The sequence below is a fragment of the Methylophilus aquaticus genome (assembly GCF_030769565.1).
In the GTDB taxonomy this organism is placed as follows: domain Bacteria; phylum Pseudomonadota; class Gammaproteobacteria; order Burkholderiales; family Methylophilaceae; genus Methylophilus; species Methylophilus aquaticus.
Map to the genome: position 1 here is coordinate 15,466 of NZ_JAVCAP010000012.1, position 16,675 is coordinate 32,140.

The 16,675-nt window shown below is 53.0% G+C and carries 16 protein-coding genes; 9 read left to right on the forward strand and 7 right to left on the reverse strand.

All coding sequences use genetic code 11. The annotated features are described in order from the left end of the window. Window positions 1-173: 173 nt before the first annotated feature. The 4 genes from Q9291_RS05585 to Q9291_RS05600 are packed head-to-tail and all read left to right on the forward strand — an operon-like array spanning window position 174 to window position 4,235. Complete coding sequence (locus Q9291_RS05585; protein WP_306389041.1) at window positions 174-845, forward strand: cysteine hydrolase family protein; 672 nt, start codon at window positions 174-176, stop codon at window positions 843-845. Between the two features lie 34 nt (window positions 846-879). Next, entirely contained in the window at window positions 880-2,448 is a 1,569-nt protein-coding gene (locus tag Q9291_RS05590; protein WP_306389042.1) for a hypothetical protein, read from the forward strand. A 30-nt stretch (window positions 2,449-2,478) separates the two neighbouring features. Next, window positions 2,479-3,813, forward strand: coding sequence for an allophanate hydrolase (atzF, locus tag Q9291_RS05595; RefSeq protein WP_306389043.1), 1,335 nt, complete (start codon window positions 2,479-2,481; stop codon window positions 3,811-3,813). Further along, a complete protein-coding gene (locus Q9291_RS05600; protein WP_306389044.1) occupies window positions 3,810-4,235 on the forward strand; it encodes an allophanate hydrolase-related protein in 426 nt (141 codons plus the stop codon). Before atzF ends, Q9291_RS05600 begins: the two co-directional genes overlap by 4 nt. 129 nt (window positions 4,236-4,364) lie before the next feature. Here the strand turns inward: Q9291_RS05600 and Q9291_RS05605 are convergent, their stop codons facing one another. Further along, entirely contained in the window at window positions 4,365-5,696 is a 1,332-nt protein-coding gene (locus tag Q9291_RS05605; protein ID WP_306389045.1) for a chloride channel protein, read from the reverse strand. A gap of 296 nt (window positions 5,697-5,992) precedes the next feature. Between Q9291_RS05605 and Q9291_RS05610 the strand changes: the two genes are divergently transcribed. Beyond that, complete coding sequence (locus Q9291_RS05610; protein WP_306389137.1) at window positions 5,993-6,589, forward strand: cysteine hydrolase family protein; 597 nt, start codon at window positions 5,993-5,995, stop codon at window positions 6,587-6,589. Between the two features lie 45 nt (window positions 6,590-6,634). Here the strand turns inward: Q9291_RS05610 and nhaA are convergent, their stop codons facing one another. After that, a complete protein-coding gene (gene nhaA / locus Q9291_RS05615; RefSeq protein ID WP_306389046.1) occupies window positions 6,635-8,023 on the reverse strand; it encodes a Na+/H+ antiporter NhaA in 1,389 nt (462 codons plus the stop codon). Window positions 8,024-8,217: 194 nt separating this feature from the next. Continuing rightward, a complete protein-coding gene (locus Q9291_RS05620; RefSeq protein WP_306389047.1) occupies window positions 8,218-8,424 on the reverse strand; it encodes a cold-shock protein in 207 nt (68 codons plus the stop codon). 48 nt (window positions 8,425-8,472) lie between these two features. On the opposite strand from Q9291_RS05620, the gene Q9291_RS05625 reads away from it, so the two are divergent. Beyond that, window positions 8,473-8,640 (forward strand): hypothetical protein, encoded by a 168-nt coding sequence (locus tag Q9291_RS05625; protein ID WP_306389048.1) that lies wholly within the window; start codon window positions 8,473-8,475, stop codon window positions 8,638-8,640. Between the two features lie 65 nt (window positions 8,641-8,705). On the opposite strand, the gene Q9291_RS05630 is transcribed toward Q9291_RS05625, so the two are convergent. From Q9291_RS05630 to Q9291_RS05645, 4 genes are all read right to left on the reverse strand, one after another. Continuing rightward, entirely contained in the window at window positions 8,706-9,047 is a 342-nt protein-coding gene (locus Q9291_RS05630; protein WP_306389049.1) for a zinc ribbon domain-containing protein YjdM, read from the reverse strand. Between the two features lie 115 nt (window positions 9,048-9,162). Further along, entirely contained in the window at window positions 9,163-10,278 is a 1,116-nt protein-coding gene (locus Q9291_RS05635) for a phospholipase A (protein WP_306389050.1), read from the reverse strand. Between the two features lie 12 nt (window positions 10,279-10,290). Further along, window positions 10,291-11,349 carry an aldo/keto reductase gene (locus tag Q9291_RS05640; RefSeq protein ID WP_306389051.1) on the reverse strand — a complete coding sequence of 353 codons (1,059 nt, stop codon included), beginning with the start codon at window positions 11,347-11,349 and terminating at the stop codon, window positions 10,291-10,293. Continuing rightward, window positions 11,349-11,945 (reverse strand): hypothetical protein, encoded by a 597-nt coding sequence (locus tag Q9291_RS05645; RefSeq protein ID WP_306389052.1) that lies wholly within the window; start codon window positions 11,943-11,945, stop codon window positions 11,349-11,351. The genes Q9291_RS05640 and Q9291_RS05645 overlap by 1 nt, the downstream gene beginning before the upstream one ends. 437 nt (window positions 11,946-12,382) lie before the next feature. Here Q9291_RS05645 and Q9291_RS05650 point away from each other — a divergent pair, with 437 nt between their 5' ends. The 3 genes from Q9291_RS05650 to Q9291_RS05660 all read left to right on the forward strand — a co-directional run bounded on the left by Q9291_RS05650 (window position 12,383) and on the right by Q9291_RS05660 (window position 16,665). Continuing rightward, on the forward strand, window positions 12,383-13,816 hold the full coding sequence (locus tag Q9291_RS05650) for a diguanylate cyclase domain-containing protein (protein ID WP_306389053.1): 1,434 nt from the start codon (window positions 12,383-12,385) through the stop codon (window positions 13,814-13,816). A 221-nt stretch (window positions 13,817-14,037) separates the two neighbouring features. Next, window positions 14,038-15,021 carry a cysteine synthase A gene (gene cysK / locus Q9291_RS05655; protein ID WP_306389054.1) on the forward strand — a complete coding sequence of 328 codons (984 nt, stop codon included), beginning with the start codon at window positions 14,038-14,040 and terminating at the stop codon, window positions 15,019-15,021. Between the two features lie 339 nt (window positions 15,022-15,360). After that, entirely contained in the window at window positions 15,361-16,665 is a 1,305-nt protein-coding gene (locus tag Q9291_RS05660) for an MdtA/MuxA family multidrug efflux RND transporter periplasmic adaptor subunit (RefSeq protein ID WP_306389055.1), read from the forward strand. Window positions 16,666-16,675 lie beyond the last annotated feature (10 nt).

The following is a 16,675-nucleotide window of genomic DNA, read 5'->3' on the forward strand; positions in this document are numbered from 1 at the left end:
CCCTGCTGCACACAAACACCTAGTCACACGCGCGAAAATCGCCTTAAAACCCTTATTCCTTGGGGTATTCACGCCATTTTAATTAAATTTCGGTAGTCGCCATGGTGGGCATATGATTTGCTTTGTTGTATACATTGATGCATTTTTAAAAACACACTCAGCACACTCAATCTATGAACACTGTCACTGTCTCGGCCATCCCTGAACCCTTTAGCTTTGCATTGCCCAGTTGCGCATTACTGGTCATTGACATGCAGTGCGACTTTATTCTCGAAGGTGGCTTTGGCCAGAGCCTGGGCAACGATGTCAGCCTGCTGCGGGCGGCCATTCCACCCTGTCAGGCACTGCTGCAAGCGGCAAGAACGGCGGGCATGCTGGTCATGCATACCCGCGAGGGGCATAGACCAGACATGACAGATGCTTACCAGGCCAAAGTCGCGCGTGGCTCGCCCAGTGTGCGCATTGGCGATATGGGGCCCATGGGGCGCATTCTGATACGCGGCGAAGCCGGACATGACATTATCCCGGAACTCACCCCCATAGATGGCGAACCGGTCATCGACAAACCCGGCAAGGGATCGTTCTACGCCACCGACCTGGAACTGATCTTGCGCAAGCGCAAGATAGAAACACTGATTGTCTGCGGCGTCACCACTGAAGTCTGTGTACACACGACCGTGCGCGAAGCCAACGACCGCGGCTTCCGCTGCTTGATTCCGGGGGACTGTTGCGCCTCCTACAACCCTGAATTTCATGCTGTCAGCATGCGTATGTTTGCGGCACAAAGTGCTATTTTTGGCTGGGTCACCGACAGCCACCAACTGCTGGCAGTACTTCCATCCTGATTAACCATGCACCATCCCGAGGAGAATCATCATCATGGCAAGCCCTTCCGTTCCTAAACTCTGGTCGCCGGGCGACTGGAATGCATTTTTTGGTTTTGGCACCAACATTCTGGTGAATTTACTGGTACTCACAGGTTTACTCAGATTTGTACTGAAAATGCCAGATGACATCGTGTTTGGCCGTATCCTGCCCGCCACTGGGCTCATGCTGTTTTTAAGCACGATGTACTACGCCTGGCTGGCCTATAAGCTCGCTAGGGAAACCGGCCGCACCGATGTCTGTGCCCTGCCCTCTGGGGTCAGCGTACCGCATATGTTTGTGGTGGTGTTTGTGATTATGCTGCCAATTTCGCTAAGCAGCGGCGACCCGGTCAAAGGCTGGGAGGCGGGCCTGGCCTGGGTGTTTATTCAGAGTTTTGTGCTGATACTGGGCGGCTTCATTGCGCCAGTGATACGTAAAATCACACCGCGGGCCGCCCTGCTGGGAACGCTGGCCGGGGTTTCCGTGGCGTTTATCAGCCTGCGTCCGGCACTGGAAATGTTTATGACCCCAATGGTGGGTGTGGTCTGCTTTGCCATCATCCTGGCCAGCTGGTTTGGCGGAGTACGCTACTATAAGGGCATCCCGGCCGGTCTGGTGGCGATTGCGGTAGGTACGCTGATTGCATGGGGCTCCAACCTGTTTGGCCTCAACTATGCACACATGAGTCTGGATAACGTCACCGTTGCCGTATCCAACTTTGGCTTCTCGGTGCCGCTGCCAGCCTTTGGTCACGTCTTCTCCGGCTTTGAGTTTTTAGGCGTCATCCTGGTCACCGCCATCCCGTTCGGCATTTATGATCTGGTCGAAGCCATGGACAACGTCGAAAGTGCCGCCGCCGGTGGCGACAGCTTTCCCACCACCAAAGTACTGTCTGCCGATGGCGTCATCAGCCTCATAGGCTGCATGATGGGTAACCCGTTTATCAACGCCGTCTATATCGGCCATCCCGGCTGGAAGGCCATGGGTGGGCGCATTGGTTACTCGGCCGCGACCGGCGTCATGGTATTGCTGCTGTCGTGGCTAGGGATTATCGCGCTGATCGCATCATTGATCCCGGTGGTCGCCATCTCCCCCATCCTGCTCTATATCGGCATGCTCATCGGCGCTCAGGCTTTTCAGGAAACCCCCAAAAGCCACGCCCCAGCCATCATGCTGGCATTTATGCCGCATGTGGCCGCCTGGGGCAAGCTGCAAATTGACAATGCACTGAGCGTCGCCGGCACCAGCGCCGCCACCCTTGGCATGGACAAGCTCGGCCAGGTCGGCGTGCTCTACCATGGGCTGGAAGTCCTGGGCGGGGGCGCCATTCTCGGCGGATTGATGCTGGGCGCCATTGCCGCACTGGTGATTGAGCGCACCCTGGACAAGGCAGCCCTGTTTGCACTGGCTGGCGCGGTATTCACCTTCTTTGGCCTGATGCATGGCGAAGCCATCGGCATCGCCCAGTCGCTGCCGGTGGCCAGCAGCTATCTGGTGGTAGCCGCCATGCTGTGGCTGGCCAGCAAATATGCCAGCTTTCATCCGCAAGCCAGGGCGCACGGCATTGCAGCGGCCTGCTAACACACCGCCCCTTTAGCAGAGAAACCTCCTATGCATCTAGATATTGCAAGTTTACGTGCGGCCTATCTGAACAGGGCACTGACCCCGGTTCAGCTGATGCGGACACTCGCCACCAGGATACACGCGGAAGATGACCATCATATTTGGATACACCGCCTCAGTCTGGAAGAGATGCTGGCGTATGCAGAAAAACTGGAAGCGCAGGACCCTGCCAGCCTGCCGCTGTACGGCATCCCGTTTGCCATCAAGGACAATATTGACCTGGCGGGTTGCCCGACCACCGCGGCCTGCCCGGCCTATGCCTACACCCCCGCCCAGCATGCCACCGTCGTGGCAAAACTGATTGCGGCGGGCGCCATTCCGGTGGGCAAAACCAATATGGACCAGTTTGCCACCGGGCTGGTAGGCACGCGCTCGCCATACGGTGCCTGCAAAAACAGTATTGATCCCGAGTACATTTCAGGCGGCTCCAGCTCCGGTTCAGCTGTGGCGGTCGCGCTGGGCCTGGTCAGCTTCAGCCTGGGCACCGATACGGCAGGCTCAGGACGCATCCCTGCCGCCTTCAACAATCTGGTGGGTGTCAAACCCACCTGCGGCTTACTGAGCACGCAGGGCATGATCCCGGCTTGTCGCTCACTGGATTGCATGTCCATCTTTGCCCTGAACACGGACGACGCCGAGGCGGTGCTGCAGGTTGCGCAAGGCCAGGATACCCTGGACCCTTATTCGCGGGCAACTCCGGCCAGCGCCTGCAGCACATTTCCACCCGCATTTCATTTTGGCGTGCCGATGCCGCAGCAATGTGCCTTTTTCGGCAACAGCGAGACACCACGACTGTTTACACAAGCCATTGCGTCACTGGAGGCATTGGGTGGCACAAAGGTGGAAATCGATTTTTCAGTCTTTTTAGAGACGGCGCGCCTGCTGTATGAAGGCGCGATTGTCGCCGAACGGTATGCGGCCATCCGCCCGTTTATAGAGCAGCAGCCGCACTCACTGCACCCAGTGACACGCCGTATTATTGAGGGCGCCCGCCAGTTTAGTGCCGCGGATGCCTACGACACCCTCTACCGGCTGCAAGCTAACCGGGCAAGCGCTGCTGACACATGGCAACAGGTGGATGTGCTGGTGACGCCGACCGCCGGGACCATATTCACCATTGCTGAAGTGGAAGAGGACCCCGTCAATACGAACAGTCAACTGGGATACTATACCAACTTTATGAACTTGCTGGACCTGTCTGCCATTGCAGTCCCTGCCGGCTTTCAACACAATGGACTGCCCTTTGGCATTACATTGTGTGCCCCGGCATTTCATGATCACGCATTACTGCAACTGGCAAAACGATGGGAACACTTATCATGACACCTTCGATTCCAGCCTCCTCACACATGATCATGGTTGCCGTGTGTGGCGGCCACATGCAGGGACTACCGCTCAATGCAGAATTAGTGGCCTTGGGCGCCATTTTTGTATGCGAGGCGAAGACAGCAGCAATCTACCGGCTATTCAAACTGCCTCAATTCGAGCCGCCACGCCCCGGGCTGGTCAGAGTCAATCAGCCACCAGGCCAGGCGATTGCAGTGGAAATCTGGCAACTGCCGCTAGAAGCCTATGGCACACTGGTGGCGCGGGTACCGCCGCCTCTGTGTTTTGGTACATTAACACTGAGCAATGGCAGCCAGGTACAGGGATTTTTATGCGAGAGCTATGCCGCCGAGCACGGCATGGATATTTCTGCCTTCGGTGGATGGCGCGCCTACCTGCAGAGCGTGCAATCCTCCTGATACGAGGGATGCAGTTGGCATCATGGCCGAGTCACGCGTTAATGACCACCCGTTTCTGTGTACTCGTTTACTGCCATAGGCAGCCTGTACAATTGCGCAGGTCGGTGAATGATTGCGTAAAGGCTGAAACTAGTCTGCTTTTGCAACGTAATTGGCAGCCAGCGTGGCATAGAGCGGGGGGCTGATCAAACGTGCCACCACGCGCGCAATAAACGATACCGCAATCAGGCTAATCACCATGGCGTGTCCGTTGATCATTTCCATCACAATGATAAAAGAGGTAAGCGGTGCCTGCGTGACAGCCGCCAGAAAAGCAGTCATAGCCAAGGCATTCACTGCAACTGCAATCTCAGGATCCTGAAACAACAGATTAAGCTCGTATCCAAAACCAGCCCCAATCGAAAGTGACGGAGCAAAAATACCCCCAGGCACACCACTCAGATAAGTGAACAGCGTGGCCAGATACTTGACTGGCGCATAGTACCAGGTACCTGCAAAATCATCTCCCAACAACTGGTGCGTATATGCATAGCCTGTCCCATGCGCTGCGCCCAAGCTGACGGCGCCGAGCAGGGCCACCATCAAGCCACAAAAGCCTGCCCACCATACCGGATGGTATTTGCGGAACTGATCCAACCGGCACGGTGTGAAACGGCTGGACTCAATCAACACGCGGCTGAACAACCCGCCGACTAAGCCACAAAAAAGGCCAGTAACGATCACAGGGATCACAATATCGGCCCCGATTTCGCCTACCTCAATACTGCCAAAGTAAGTGTAATTACCCAGCAGGGAGATGGAAACCAGACCCGACAATACAATCGCCGTGATGAGTACGCCATTGGTTTTTTCTTCATAGCTCCGGCCCAGTTCTTCGATGGCAAACACAATGCCGGCCAGCGGCGTATTAAATGCGGCAGAAATACCGGAGGCACCCCCTGCGAGCAACAGATGACGCGGCTCAATTGCAAAGGACGCTGGCAAATAACGCTTGAACGCAATCATGATACTGGCACCCACCTGGACTGATGGCCCCTCGCGCCCGGCAGAAAACCCGGCAGCTAACGCCCCGGTGCCCAGCACGATTTTGGCCAGAGCGATTTTAAGCGAAACCAGCCTATGCATCATGGCTTCGCCATGATGCTTGTTGAGCGCCGCCATGGTTTGGGGAATCCCGCTGCCATTCACCCCGGTAAACCAGCGTAAGGTCAGCCAGGTAATCAGCATGCCAGCCACTGGCGTGAGTACAAGAGGCAGCCACCAGGCCGTGCGTTGCATGCCGAAAAACAGGTTAATCGCCCATTCTGAAATTTTGGCATAAAGCACCACCACCAGTCCGGCAGACAAAGCCGCCAGCCATACCAGACAGCGCCCTATCCACTCATCGCGATTTAAACGCACGACATCCAGGACCCGCATGACCACTGGTTTGAGCTGTACTAAAAATGTGAAATGACGCATGAAAATATTGCAGACAATCTAATCAGAGTTGTGCTAATAATAAGCTTGGCAGCCACATTGAATAGCAGAATTGTATCCTGATTTTGAATGTTTGATGGCTATCAATATAAATAATCACACGGGTATCGTACAGAGGCAAAAGTGCCTCATGGTTAAATGCTGCATAGTCAGCGTCTGCACAAACTTTGCAGACAACATATGGTCATAGCAACACTGCCCTGCAAGTAATGTATGTCGATTGTTTAGCGCAGGCAGCCAACACAATAATGCACTATTTTTCAGGGGAAATTTGAATGATGAACAATATCACCACATTGCGCGATCTGGTTGGCATCGGCCATACCCCGGCCAAACTGGCGAATGCGGCGCTCATTTTGATTGATTGCCAGAACACATACCGTGAAGGTCTATTGCAGCTGGAGGGCGTTGAGCCGGCATTGCTTGAGGCCAAAATCCTGCTCGACCAGGCGCGCAGGCTAGGCGTGCCTGTCATTCATGTGCAACATGATGCGGGCGCAGGCAGTCCCTATGATATCCGGGCAGAAAGTGGTCAGATTGCCGATATTGTGGCACCAAAGGCGGGTGAGCCAGTCATCACCAAACATTATCCAAATGCCTTTATACAAACGGGGCTGGAAGAGGTGCTCAAAAGCAAAGGTGTGCAGAATATTGTGCTGGCCGGATTTATGACCCATATGTGCATTCAATCAACAGCCCATGGCGCATTTAATCTGGGCTTTGCGCCTACGATTGTGAGCAGTGCCACCGCCACCAGAACCCTTAGCCTGCCAGATGGCTCACTGCTTTCGGCTAATCAGATACAAACCGCTGCATTGGCTATGACCCGCGATCTGTATGCAGTGGTGGTCGACACAGCGGCCGAGGTTTGTTGAAGGCGCCTCGGCAATTATCGGGCCGCAGGCTTTTGCCTGCGGCGCCTAGTCCAGCGCTGATGCCACTTTAGAAGCGCCCAGGCAGCGCAAGATCAGATAACCGGCCACTCCGGCAAGCACAGAGGCGGCAAGCACTCCTGATTTAGCCATCAGCAAGTATTCAGGTTGTCCGCTAAACCCAAGTTCCGAGATAAAAATAGACATGGTGAAGCCAATCCCGCCCAACAATGACACGGCAGCGACCTGACTGAAACGGGTGCCGGAAGGTAGCTGGCCGATATGCAAGCGCAAAGCCAGCCAGCATGCGCCGGTAATGCCTAAAAATTTCCCCAGCAACAAGCCAAACAGCACGCCCAGAAACACCGGGTGCGAAACCGTCGCCGACAAACTACTGGTGTCCACGGGGATTCCGGCATTAAACAAGGCAAACACAGGAATCACCAGAAAGGCCACCGGCAGATGCCAGGCATGCTCCAGCCGTTGCAATGGCGTTTGCACCCCTTTGGCGCTTTCTTCCATATGCTCGGAAATCGCATACAACTTATCATTGACCATGACACTGTCATTGGTCTGCTTGTTCGCTGAAAAATCGGCTACCTGACGCTCTATCATTGCCACAAATGTGGCCGGATTATATTTGGATCGGGCAGGCACAGTGAAAGCTCCCAACACTCCCGCCAGGGTCGCATGCACACCGGAGGCATACATGGCGTACCACAGCAGGATGGCGATCAGAAAATAAGGCACCACATTCCGGATACCGGCAAAGTTGAAAGTCACCAGCACACCCACCAGCGCAGCCGCAATCGTCAGCCAGACCAGGTCCAGTTGCTGCGTGTAAAACACTGCAATCACCAGCACGGCCCCCAGATCATCCGCAATGGCCAGCGCCACCAGAAAGGTAATCAAAGACTTTGGCACCCGGCTGGCCAGCAACACGAGCACACCGACTGCAAATGCAATGTCCGTGGCCATGGGAATGCCCCAGCCACCTGCGCGGTCGGTGCCGACATTAAATGCCAGATAAATCAGTGCTGGCACCACCATGCCCCCCACGGCAGCAATCACAGGCAATGCGGCCTGGCGCAAATCTGACAGTTCCCCCACCATGAACTCTCTTTTCAGTTCGAGGCCCACCACAAAAAAGAATAAAGCCATCAAACCATCGTTGACCCAATGATGCAGGCTCAGCTGAAACTGCCAAGGGCCCAGGCTAATGGCCAACGGCAGATGCAAGGCATGCTGATACACTTCGGAAAAGGCACTGTTAGCCAGAAACAATGCCATCACGGCAGTCGCCATCAGCAAAAAACCACTGGTCGTTTGCTGGTGAATAAATTGCTCAAATGGCGTTAGAACCTTTTTGAAAGTGCGCTCCCAGGGTGCATAGTTAACGACATCATTCTTTTTGATCTTTGGTTGCTTACTCGACATGGGACAGACCTTTGCTCATCCGTAATACATAGATATAAAACTAATTGCTTTCATTCTAAAGTGTAAGTCACTGGATGAACAGCCTGAAATGGCGATTGCAGAGACATGACCCAGATAAATGCAGGCCACAAAAAAACCCGCCGAGGCGGGTTTTTGCAGCACTACCGGCCTGTACAGGCCAGACCAGCATCATCTTATTCTTGCGGAAGAATATTAGACGCTTGCGCACCTTTAGGGCCAGTGGTCACTTCAAAGCTCACGCGCTGATTTTCACGCAGCGTTTTAAATCCTTGACCTTGAATCGCGGAGAAGTGCGCGAACAGATCCTGACCACCATCATCAGGCGTGATGAAGCCAAAACCTTTAGAATCGTTAAACCATTTGACGGTACCTAATGCCATAGTATTTCCTTTAAAGTAAATTGAGATGAAAAATAAGGGAATGCTCCCATGAGCGAGACTGAAGCTAAATGGGTGATGAAAAAATACCCTCAGACACCTCTATCAACTACGTTAAAGGGACATCTTGAAACAACAGGTACAAAATCCAACAACGACAACAATGCTTGCATATCGCACAGCCATACTATGGCACGTTCGCGCATGGCAGACAAGTGAAATGTGATTGGCAGGCTGACTATGCGGTGCATCCCCTGACAAAGGTCAAATAACGCTTTTAAAAATCAGGCTTTTTTGACAAACTCGGATTTGAGCTTCATCGCACCAAAGCCTTCGATTTTGCAATCAATATCATGGTCGCCATCAACCAGGCGGATGTTTTTCACTTTTGTTCCCACCTTGACCACAGACGAGGAACCTTTGACTTTCAGATCTTTAATCACGGTGATGGTATCGCCATCCTGCAAGATGTTGCCATTGGCATCACGCACCACTTTTTCCGTCACCCCAGCCTCCTGCATCTGTTGCGGATTCCACTCATGGGCGCACTCTGGACACATCAGCATATCGCCATCCTGATAAGTGTATTCAGAATTGCATTGTGGGCAAGCAGGCAAAGTGGTCATTGCAAAGACTCCGGCAGTTTCAAAAGCGCATGATTAAACCACAATCAGCCGCACAGGAACATTTACGCAATAAGTAAGTAGGGACTCACTGCAATGATTTGGCCAGCAATTCTGTCTATTCTCCGATGGCAAAGCCGATCCCAAACATGGTTTGCGCCTGGTTGTAATCGAGCAATGACACACCATAACCGCTCGCCAGCATGGCATAAAAACGTGCGCTTTCATTCTTGAACGGTTTGTATTGCACATCCATTTTGACATAGCCACGGTTGTCGCTGCGCAGGTTGTTACGGAGCAATATGCTGGCAGCTGTCGTATTGGCTTCGCTATCCCAGCGCAGCGTCACGTCTCCATAACCCATGTATTTACTGATATCCGGGTTATCGTCATCAGACTTGCTTTCAGGAATCCGCCACCACGGTTTGAACAACAGACTATAGCGCTCATTCAGTTGCCAGCCACCTTGCAGGTAGATTCGGTTCCAGCTACGCGACAATGGCATGGAACGGCCATTCGATTCATGCACAACGCCCAGATTCAGCAAATCTGGAATCACTGCCCAGCGTTTGGGCGCTTCAGGGCTGTTTAATCCCAGCGACAAAATCAGTTCAGGCGAGTAGTTGTGGTCGCGCACAGGTCGCGATTGCGATTCGTTATACACTTGCCAGAACGACTGCTGGGTGTAGGCGCCCCACAGGCGCGCACTCTGTATCCAGTTATTTTTAGGCAGCCAGTCTGAAAAGTTCATTAACTGGGTTTTCAGGCTGATCTGAAAATGGATGTCATTATGATCCAGCGCCCGGTCTTGTGTATTTGGACGGGAGGGAGAGTCCGGGACTTGATTAGGGTTGCTGGAATAGGACGTGACAATGTAATTCTGCTGATACGTTTCGAGGTCGGTAAAATGCAATTCATCCTGACTGTTAAGATGCCATTTACGGGCAAGGTAACCGGTATCGGCGCTAACTTTAGCCACCAGTTCAGTCTGCGCAGGTGAAAGTATGGGTGAGGTAATCTGGGTAGTTGCATACTGTCCGGCCACTTTATCAAAGCATACCAGGCGCCGACTGGCATCATCTGAAAACTCGGTTTGACAAGTGCGCAAGGCTTGTTGCATTTCGCTCATTGGCGCCGCCCATGCCAACTCCATAGAGAGCAAAGCGGTGATTGTTAGCAAACCACCTATATGCAGACGCAGCAACGCGTTGCGTGATTTAAACCCATGGCTCATGTTTAACTTCCTTTATGGCGCAGGATTCATCATCGTCAGATGCAATTGCTCAACTTCGGCCAACACGGCCTCGCTGAGCCGCACCTGGTAGGCGGCGATATTTTCCTGCAGTTGCGACAGGCTGGTCGCACCGATAATGGTGGTGCCGACAAACCAGCGATGGTAGACAAAACTCAATGCCAGCTGCGTAGGCGTCAGACCATGCGCGCGTGCCAGCTCGGTATATGCCCTGGCGGCGGCAGGCACGCCCGGTTTTTTATAGCGTTGGGCATAGCCCAGAAACAGGGTCACACGACCCGGTGTGGCAGGATCATCCACATACTTGCCAGTCAGATGCCCAAAGGCCAGTGGCGAATAAGCGGCCAGACTGATCCCTTCGCGGTAGAGCACTTCGGTCATGCCGAACTCCATGCCACGGTTCATCAGGTTATAGCAGTTTTGCAGCACAGCCACCCGTGGCAGACCCTGTTCACGCGCCACCCGCAAAAACTCCATCACCCCCCAAGGCTGCTCATTGCTCAGGCCAATCGCGCGCACTTTACCTTCGCGAACCAGCTCATCCAGCACTTCGAGCTGGGTTTGAATGGATATCCAGGCCATTGGATGACCATCTTTATCCAGTTCGGCCTTGGGATCAAACTGGTACTGACCGAACATGGGCACATTACGCTCGGGCCAGTGTAAATACAGCACATCGAGATAATCGGTTTGCAGGCGCTGTAAACTCTGATGCACCGCTTCGCGGATATTGTCGCGGTCATGCCCGCTGGGGCCACCGCGGATCCAGTGCATGCCGCGACGCGGACCGGCCACTTTGCTGGCCAGTACAAAGCGGTCGCGCGCCTGTGTTTTGATCCAGTGCCCCAGCATGGTTTCTGTGCGTGTGACCGTTTCAGCCCGTGGCGGCACCGGATACATTTCCGCGGTATCAATAAAATTGATGCCCTGCGCCAGCGCATAATCCAATTGTGTATTGGCGTCCTGCTGGGTGTTCTGGTCACCAAAAGTCATGGTGCCGAGTGTGATTCTGGAGACGCGCAATGCGCTGCCTCCCAATAAAATGCTATCCATTAATGTAATACCTGTTTTTCTGGGGTGCCTTGTACTACGATGGCAGAAACGGTGCCAGGTTCCCCGCCACTCTGCAATGTCCAACCGGCGTCTTTGGCGGCAATCAGTAACATCCGTGCAATAGCCAACACCAATTCTTTAGTCAGATTGATATTCACATTCATATGGTTAAGGCAATGCAGCGTCATGCTCCGCAATTGCGCGTTGACTGCCTGGAATTGCGACCCCACGGCCAATAGAGGACCCTGTTCAACAACAGGCATTCTTTCCTCATAAGCCGTATTAAAATCCAGTGACTCCAGTGACTCCATGGCCACCGCTTCCTCGGCAAACTGCCGCGTCGCCTCGCCTGGAGCAGGCGCTGCTGACTGTGTATACGTGCTTTCGGAGGCCCCGGCTGGCGCCACTGGCAGATTGGCTTCACGGTTGAGCACTGCAAACAATTGGCGAGTAATGCGATAAGTAATCCATACCTGAATTTCACTGCCATCACTCATCCCGGCACGGAGCATCAAACGGTCCTGTTGTGTGTCATAAGACAAATTGATCTGTTGTATGGACTTGGGCTGCATACTGTCACGACTTTCTGCATTCATTGAAGCATATATGTACAGCATTAACTTACTAAAAGCCATCCCAAAAAGATAGTTCAAGCCAGGTATTTTTTGTATCCCCCCTCATAAAACCAGGGATCGCAGTAGTCAGCGTAAAATTTAGAAACCGCTTGCTTCGCTAATAAAAGAAAATTTCAGTAATAGTGATGGTTACATTTATGCAAATACTATGATCACCAGACAGATAATGCTATCGTCACGTCAAACCAATATGGCAGTTAGGGCATGTTAACGCTACTTCAATTGTCGATGTGCATCTGTCACCAGTGTTATCAAAGCGTGAGAAGCGCTGTTTGCGCACTCCCAACAAGCGCATAACAACGCGGAGAGCGCTGATGGCAATTAGACCCCTCCGGGCTGGAGAGCACTGACAGGCTCCAGTGCCCTTACGAAACGGCTTGATCACAGGATATTGATCGTTGACAAAAAATCACAATGAGCGCGCGCGTCTCGCTGCTGTACTCAGTTACCAGATACTGGACTCGGTCACAGAATCCGATTTTGACCAGCTGGTTGCACTGGCCTGCCAATTATTTGCAGTGCCAATCGCTGCCGTCAGCATCATGGACAGGCACCGCCAGTGGTTTAAATCCGCCCAAGGGCTGGAGATGAGTCAAATTGCACGGGATGTCTCATTTTGCCAATATGCCATTCGTAGCCAATCCCCGCTGATCGTGGAAGATACTCAGCGGGATGCCCGATTCATGCTGAGTGCCCTCGTCGTACATCCGCCGTATGTCCGTGCCTATGCTGGCATTCCACTCATCAATACTGACGGCTATGCCATCGGTACATTTTGCGTGATGGACCATCAACCGCGGATTTTTTCCGAAGTCGAGCTCGGCCTGCTGAACATACTGGCTAACCAGACGACGAAACTACTGGAACTCCGCAAGGAAATTATTCAAAGAATTGAGTTCAGTGACCAGCTCAGGCGTATTTATGACTCGCAAAGCAAAGCCCAGGAGTTATGGAAACAAGCCATCGACGCTGTCGGTGATGGCGTGTGGGACTGTGACCTGGTCAGCGGACACTATTTTTTTGGATATAGCTGGCTGAAAATGCTGGGGTACGATCAGGACGACCTGGTTCCCCACTTTGTCACGCTGTACGATTTACTGCATGCAGAAGACAAACCACGTTTTGAAGCGCATATCCATGCGTACTTGAGCGGGCAAGCCGACGAATACAAAATCGAGTACCGGATTCGTTGCAAGAACAGCGATTACAAGTGGGTATTATCGCGCGGTATGATTGTTGAACACGATGAAAACAGGCAGCCCAAACGCGTGGTGGGCACCCATACCGATATTTCACAAGCCAAAATGCTGGAGCAATCCATCTGGCAACAAGCGCATTTTGATAACCTGACTGGCTTACCCAATCGCCGCCTGTTTCTGGACAGGCTGGCGCACGAACGCAGCGTCAGCCAGCGGGAGGACAAGCAATTTGCCGTCATTTTTATTGATCTGGATGGGTTTAAAGCGGTCAATGACGCACACGGCCATCTGGTGGGTGACCAGTTACTGGTCGCGTTTAGCCAGCGCATTCAGACATTTTTCAGGCAATCGGACACGTTTGCCAGATTTGCCGGGGACGAGTTTGCAATGATCCTTGGCAATATGCAATCGCAAGCAGACATGACTACCTTTGCAGAAAAAATCGTACAGGCCACCAAACAACCATTTCAGCTGGATGAGGTGACCGTACAAATCTCTGCCAGCATCGGCCTGGCCTGTTACCCGCAACACGGCACCGAGGTGGATGATTTATTACGCAACTCCGACGCAGCCATGTATGCCGCGAAGGCCCAAGGAAAAAACTGCTGGGTGCTGTACGTGCCGGGGATGTGATACGCAACAGGCGGTATCGGTTCAAATGCGCAAACATAGGCAACGAGTAAAAAGTCATTTATCAATATAGATTCAATGACTTACTACACATTTAAAATCACCTCTGCAGGCAGTAACGATGTTAAAAAAAATTTATTGATCATCAACTGCAAGTAGTCGCACAGTATCGATTTAGATATTTGTTTTAAGATATGCTTTTAACACAATATTTGGGAAAAAAAATGGCACACTGGTTTTCAGACAATGTGCAAAGTATAGGCAATACGCCACTGGTACGCCTGAATCGGCTGACAGCGCCGGGACAGGCAACGATTCTCGCCAAAATTGAAGGCCGCAACCCGGCTTATTCGGTCAAGTGCCGGATCGGCGCGGCCATGATCTGGGAGGCAGAAAAACAGGGCTTGCTCGGACCTGGCAAAGAGATCATTGAACCCACCAGCGGCAATACCGGCATTGCGCTGGCCTTTGTGGCAGCCGCACGTGGCGTTCCCATTACCCTGACCATGCCGGAAACCATGAGCGTGGAACGGCGCAAGCTGCTGCTGGCCTATGGTGCCAAACTGGTGCTCACCGAAGGGGCCAAGGGCATGAAGGGGGCGATTGCCAAAGCAGAAGAAATTGCCGCTTCTGATCCGTCAAGGTATGTGTTATTGCAGCAATTTAAAAACCCGGCGAATCCGGCCATTCACGCACAAACCACCGGGCCCGAAATCTGGCGAGATACGGATGGCAAGGTCGATATTTTTGTATCAGGGGTTGGCACCGGCGGCACCATTACAGGCGTCACACGCTACTTCAAACAGATACAGAAAAGGAACATCCTGTCTGTGGCGGTAGAGCCAGCGGCCAGCCCTGTATTGACGCAATTCAGGGCCGGACAGGAACTCGCCCCGGCACCCCACAAAATCCAGGGCATAGGCGCAGGCTTTGTACCAGACATCCTGGACCTGAGTCTGATCGATGCCATTGAACAAGTCAGTAACGAAGAGGCCATAGAATACGCACGGCGCCTGGCGCTGGAAGAGGGCATACTGGCGGGCATTTCCTGCGGTGCAGCTGTGGCGGTTGCCGCGCGTTATGCGGCCAACCCCGAACACGCAGGCAAAACCATCGTGGTGATCTTGCCAGACTCGGGTGAGCGCTATTTAAGCTCTGTGCTCTTCGAAGGGATGTTTGATGCACAAGGCTTGAGCACATCCGCCTGAACGCAATGGATGCAGGCACTCAGCCGCAAATGCGTGCTGAATGCCCGTCTATGTCCATACACTTCAAGCAGCAAGTGTCTGCCTTGCCTCCCGTAAAGTCTGTATCAAAAGCGATACAGATCTATACTTTGCATGTCCATCAATAAGTCCCATTTAAAGACAACGATTACCGTAACAACGCATGTCATTTGTCTTAAATTCGACGAGGGAGGAACGACTGCCAGCATTTGTTGATCCTGAATACCGGCAAAGGCAAAAAGTTGCTTTACAATCTGTGCAGAGTATTGGCATCCCTATCCGCACGGTGAACATTATGCTAAAGATGCCAGTCACATAACCTTGTTGAAATATATTGCCTACACCATGCCAGACAAAAAAATATTAATCAAAACGTTGCTTGTAACCGTGCTTGCTGGTGGTGCCATATGGGGGTGGAAAGCATTGCATGCCAATCATGAGCAACACACCGCCTCTCAAACCCAACATGAGAAACCGGGAAGCAAGCGTCACGGGAAAGTGGGGGGCTATCCAGGGCAAGGAGACAGGCCAACCCCGGTACTGGCTGCCACAGTCACCAAAGCAGATATCCCGGTGGTGCTGACGGCGCTGGGAACAGCGACCCCTTCCGCAGTGGTGACAGTCACCAGCCGCGTCGATGGTCAGCTGATTCAAGTACAGTTTCAGGAAGGGCAACTGGTCAAGCAAGGGCAGTTGCTCGCCAAGATCGATCCGCGACCCTTTGAAACTGCCCTTGGTCAGATTCAGGGGCAGGCCGCACGCAACCAGGCCCTGCTTAAAAATAGCCAGATTGATCTGGAGCGCTTTAAAACGCTGCAATCTCAGGACTCCATTGCTTCACAGCAGGTGGACTCACAAGCTTCGCTGGTGCAGCAATATCAGGGCACCGTTCAGGCAGACCGGGCACTGGTTGAAAGTGCAAAACTGCAACTGGCCTTCACCAACATTACTGCGCCCATCAGTGGACGCATCGGCTTGCGTCAGGTGGATGCCGGCAACAACATCACCGCGGCCAACCCGATTGCGGTGATCAATGCCGTGCATCCGATTCATGTGGTGTTCACCCTGCCGGAAGACAAGGTCAGCCGACTGGTCAAACAGACGCAAAGTCAGGCCGGGGCACATGCGCCGGTGGTGGAGGCCTGGGATAAATCCAACACTCAACTGCTGGCCAAAGGCGCACTCAAAAGCATCGACAACCAGATTGATACCACGTCGGGCACCATTAAACTCAAAGCCGAATTTTCTAACCTGGATAACAGTCTGTTCCCCAATCAGTTTGTGAATATTCGCCTGCACAGTGAAACCCTGCGCAATGCCAGTGTGGTGCCAGTCAATGCATTACAGCACAACAATCAGGGCGCATTTGTCTATCTGATCAAGTCAACAGAAAAAGGCGAGACTGTCAGCCTGCAAGCTGTCACGGTAGGCTACAACGACGGCGAGCGCGCAGCCATTACCAGTGGCCTGCAAGCCGGTGACCGCGTGGTGAGCAGCGGCGTAGATAAACTGAGAGACCAGGCAAAGGTCATCGTGAAAGACCCGCAGCGCAGCGCAGCAACAGACGCCCCGCAGACACAGCCAGACCAACAAAGACGCAAACACCGCCAGGCGTCTGGTGCATAGGATGTACGGA

Excerpts from the sequence above, each read along its gene's own strand:
- Q9291_RS05585 (WP_306389041.1), top strand. The coding sequence starts at position 174 with ATGAACACTGTCACTGTCTCGGCCATCCCTGAACCCTTTAGCTTTGCA.
- Q9291_RS05590 (WP_306389042.1), top strand. The coding sequence starts at position 880 with ATGGCAAGCCCTTCCGTTCCTAAACTCTGGTCGCCGGGCGACTGGAAT.
- atzF (WP_306389043.1), top strand. The coding sequence starts at position 2,479 with ATGCATCTAGATATTGCAAGTTTACGTGCGGCCTATCTGAACAGGGCA.
- Q9291_RS05600 (WP_306389044.1), top strand. The coding sequence starts at position 3,810 with ATGACACCTTCGATTCCAGCCTCCTCACACATGATCATGGTTGCCGTG.
- Q9291_RS05605 (WP_306389045.1), bottom strand. The coding sequence starts at position 5,696 with ATGCGTCATTTCACATTTTTAGTACAGCTCAAACCAGTGGTCATGCGG.
- Q9291_RS05610 (WP_306389137.1), top strand. The coding sequence starts at position 5,993 with ATGAACAATATCACCACATTGCGCGATCTGGTTGGCATCGGCCATACC.
- nhaA (WP_306389046.1), bottom strand. The coding sequence starts at position 8,023 with ATGTCGAGTAAGCAACCAAAGATCAAAAAGAATGATGTCGTTAACTAT.
- Q9291_RS05620 (WP_306389047.1), bottom strand. The coding sequence starts at position 8,424 with ATGGCATTAGGTACCGTCAAATGGTTTAACGATTCTAAAGGTTTTGGC.
- Q9291_RS05625 (WP_306389048.1), top strand. The coding sequence starts at position 8,473 with ATGAGCGAGACTGAAGCTAAATGGGTGATGAAAAAATACCCTCAGACA.
- Q9291_RS05630 (WP_306389049.1), bottom strand. The coding sequence starts at position 9,047 with ATGACCACTTTGCCTGCTTGCCCACAATGCAATTCTGAATACACTTAT.
- Q9291_RS05635 (WP_306389050.1), bottom strand. The coding sequence starts at position 10,278 with ATGAGCCATGGGTTTAAATCACGCAACGCGTTGCTGCGTCTGCATATA.
- Q9291_RS05640 (WP_306389051.1), bottom strand. The coding sequence starts at position 11,349 with ATGGATAGCATTTTATTGGGAGGCAGCGCATTGCGCGTCTCCAGAATC.
- Q9291_RS05645 (WP_306389052.1), bottom strand. The coding sequence starts at position 11,945 with ATGAATGCAGAAAGTCGTGACAGTATGCAGCCCAAGTCCATACAACAG.
- cysK (WP_306389054.1), top strand. The coding sequence starts at position 14,038 with ATGGCACACTGGTTTTCAGACAATGTGCAAAGTATAGGCAATACGCCA.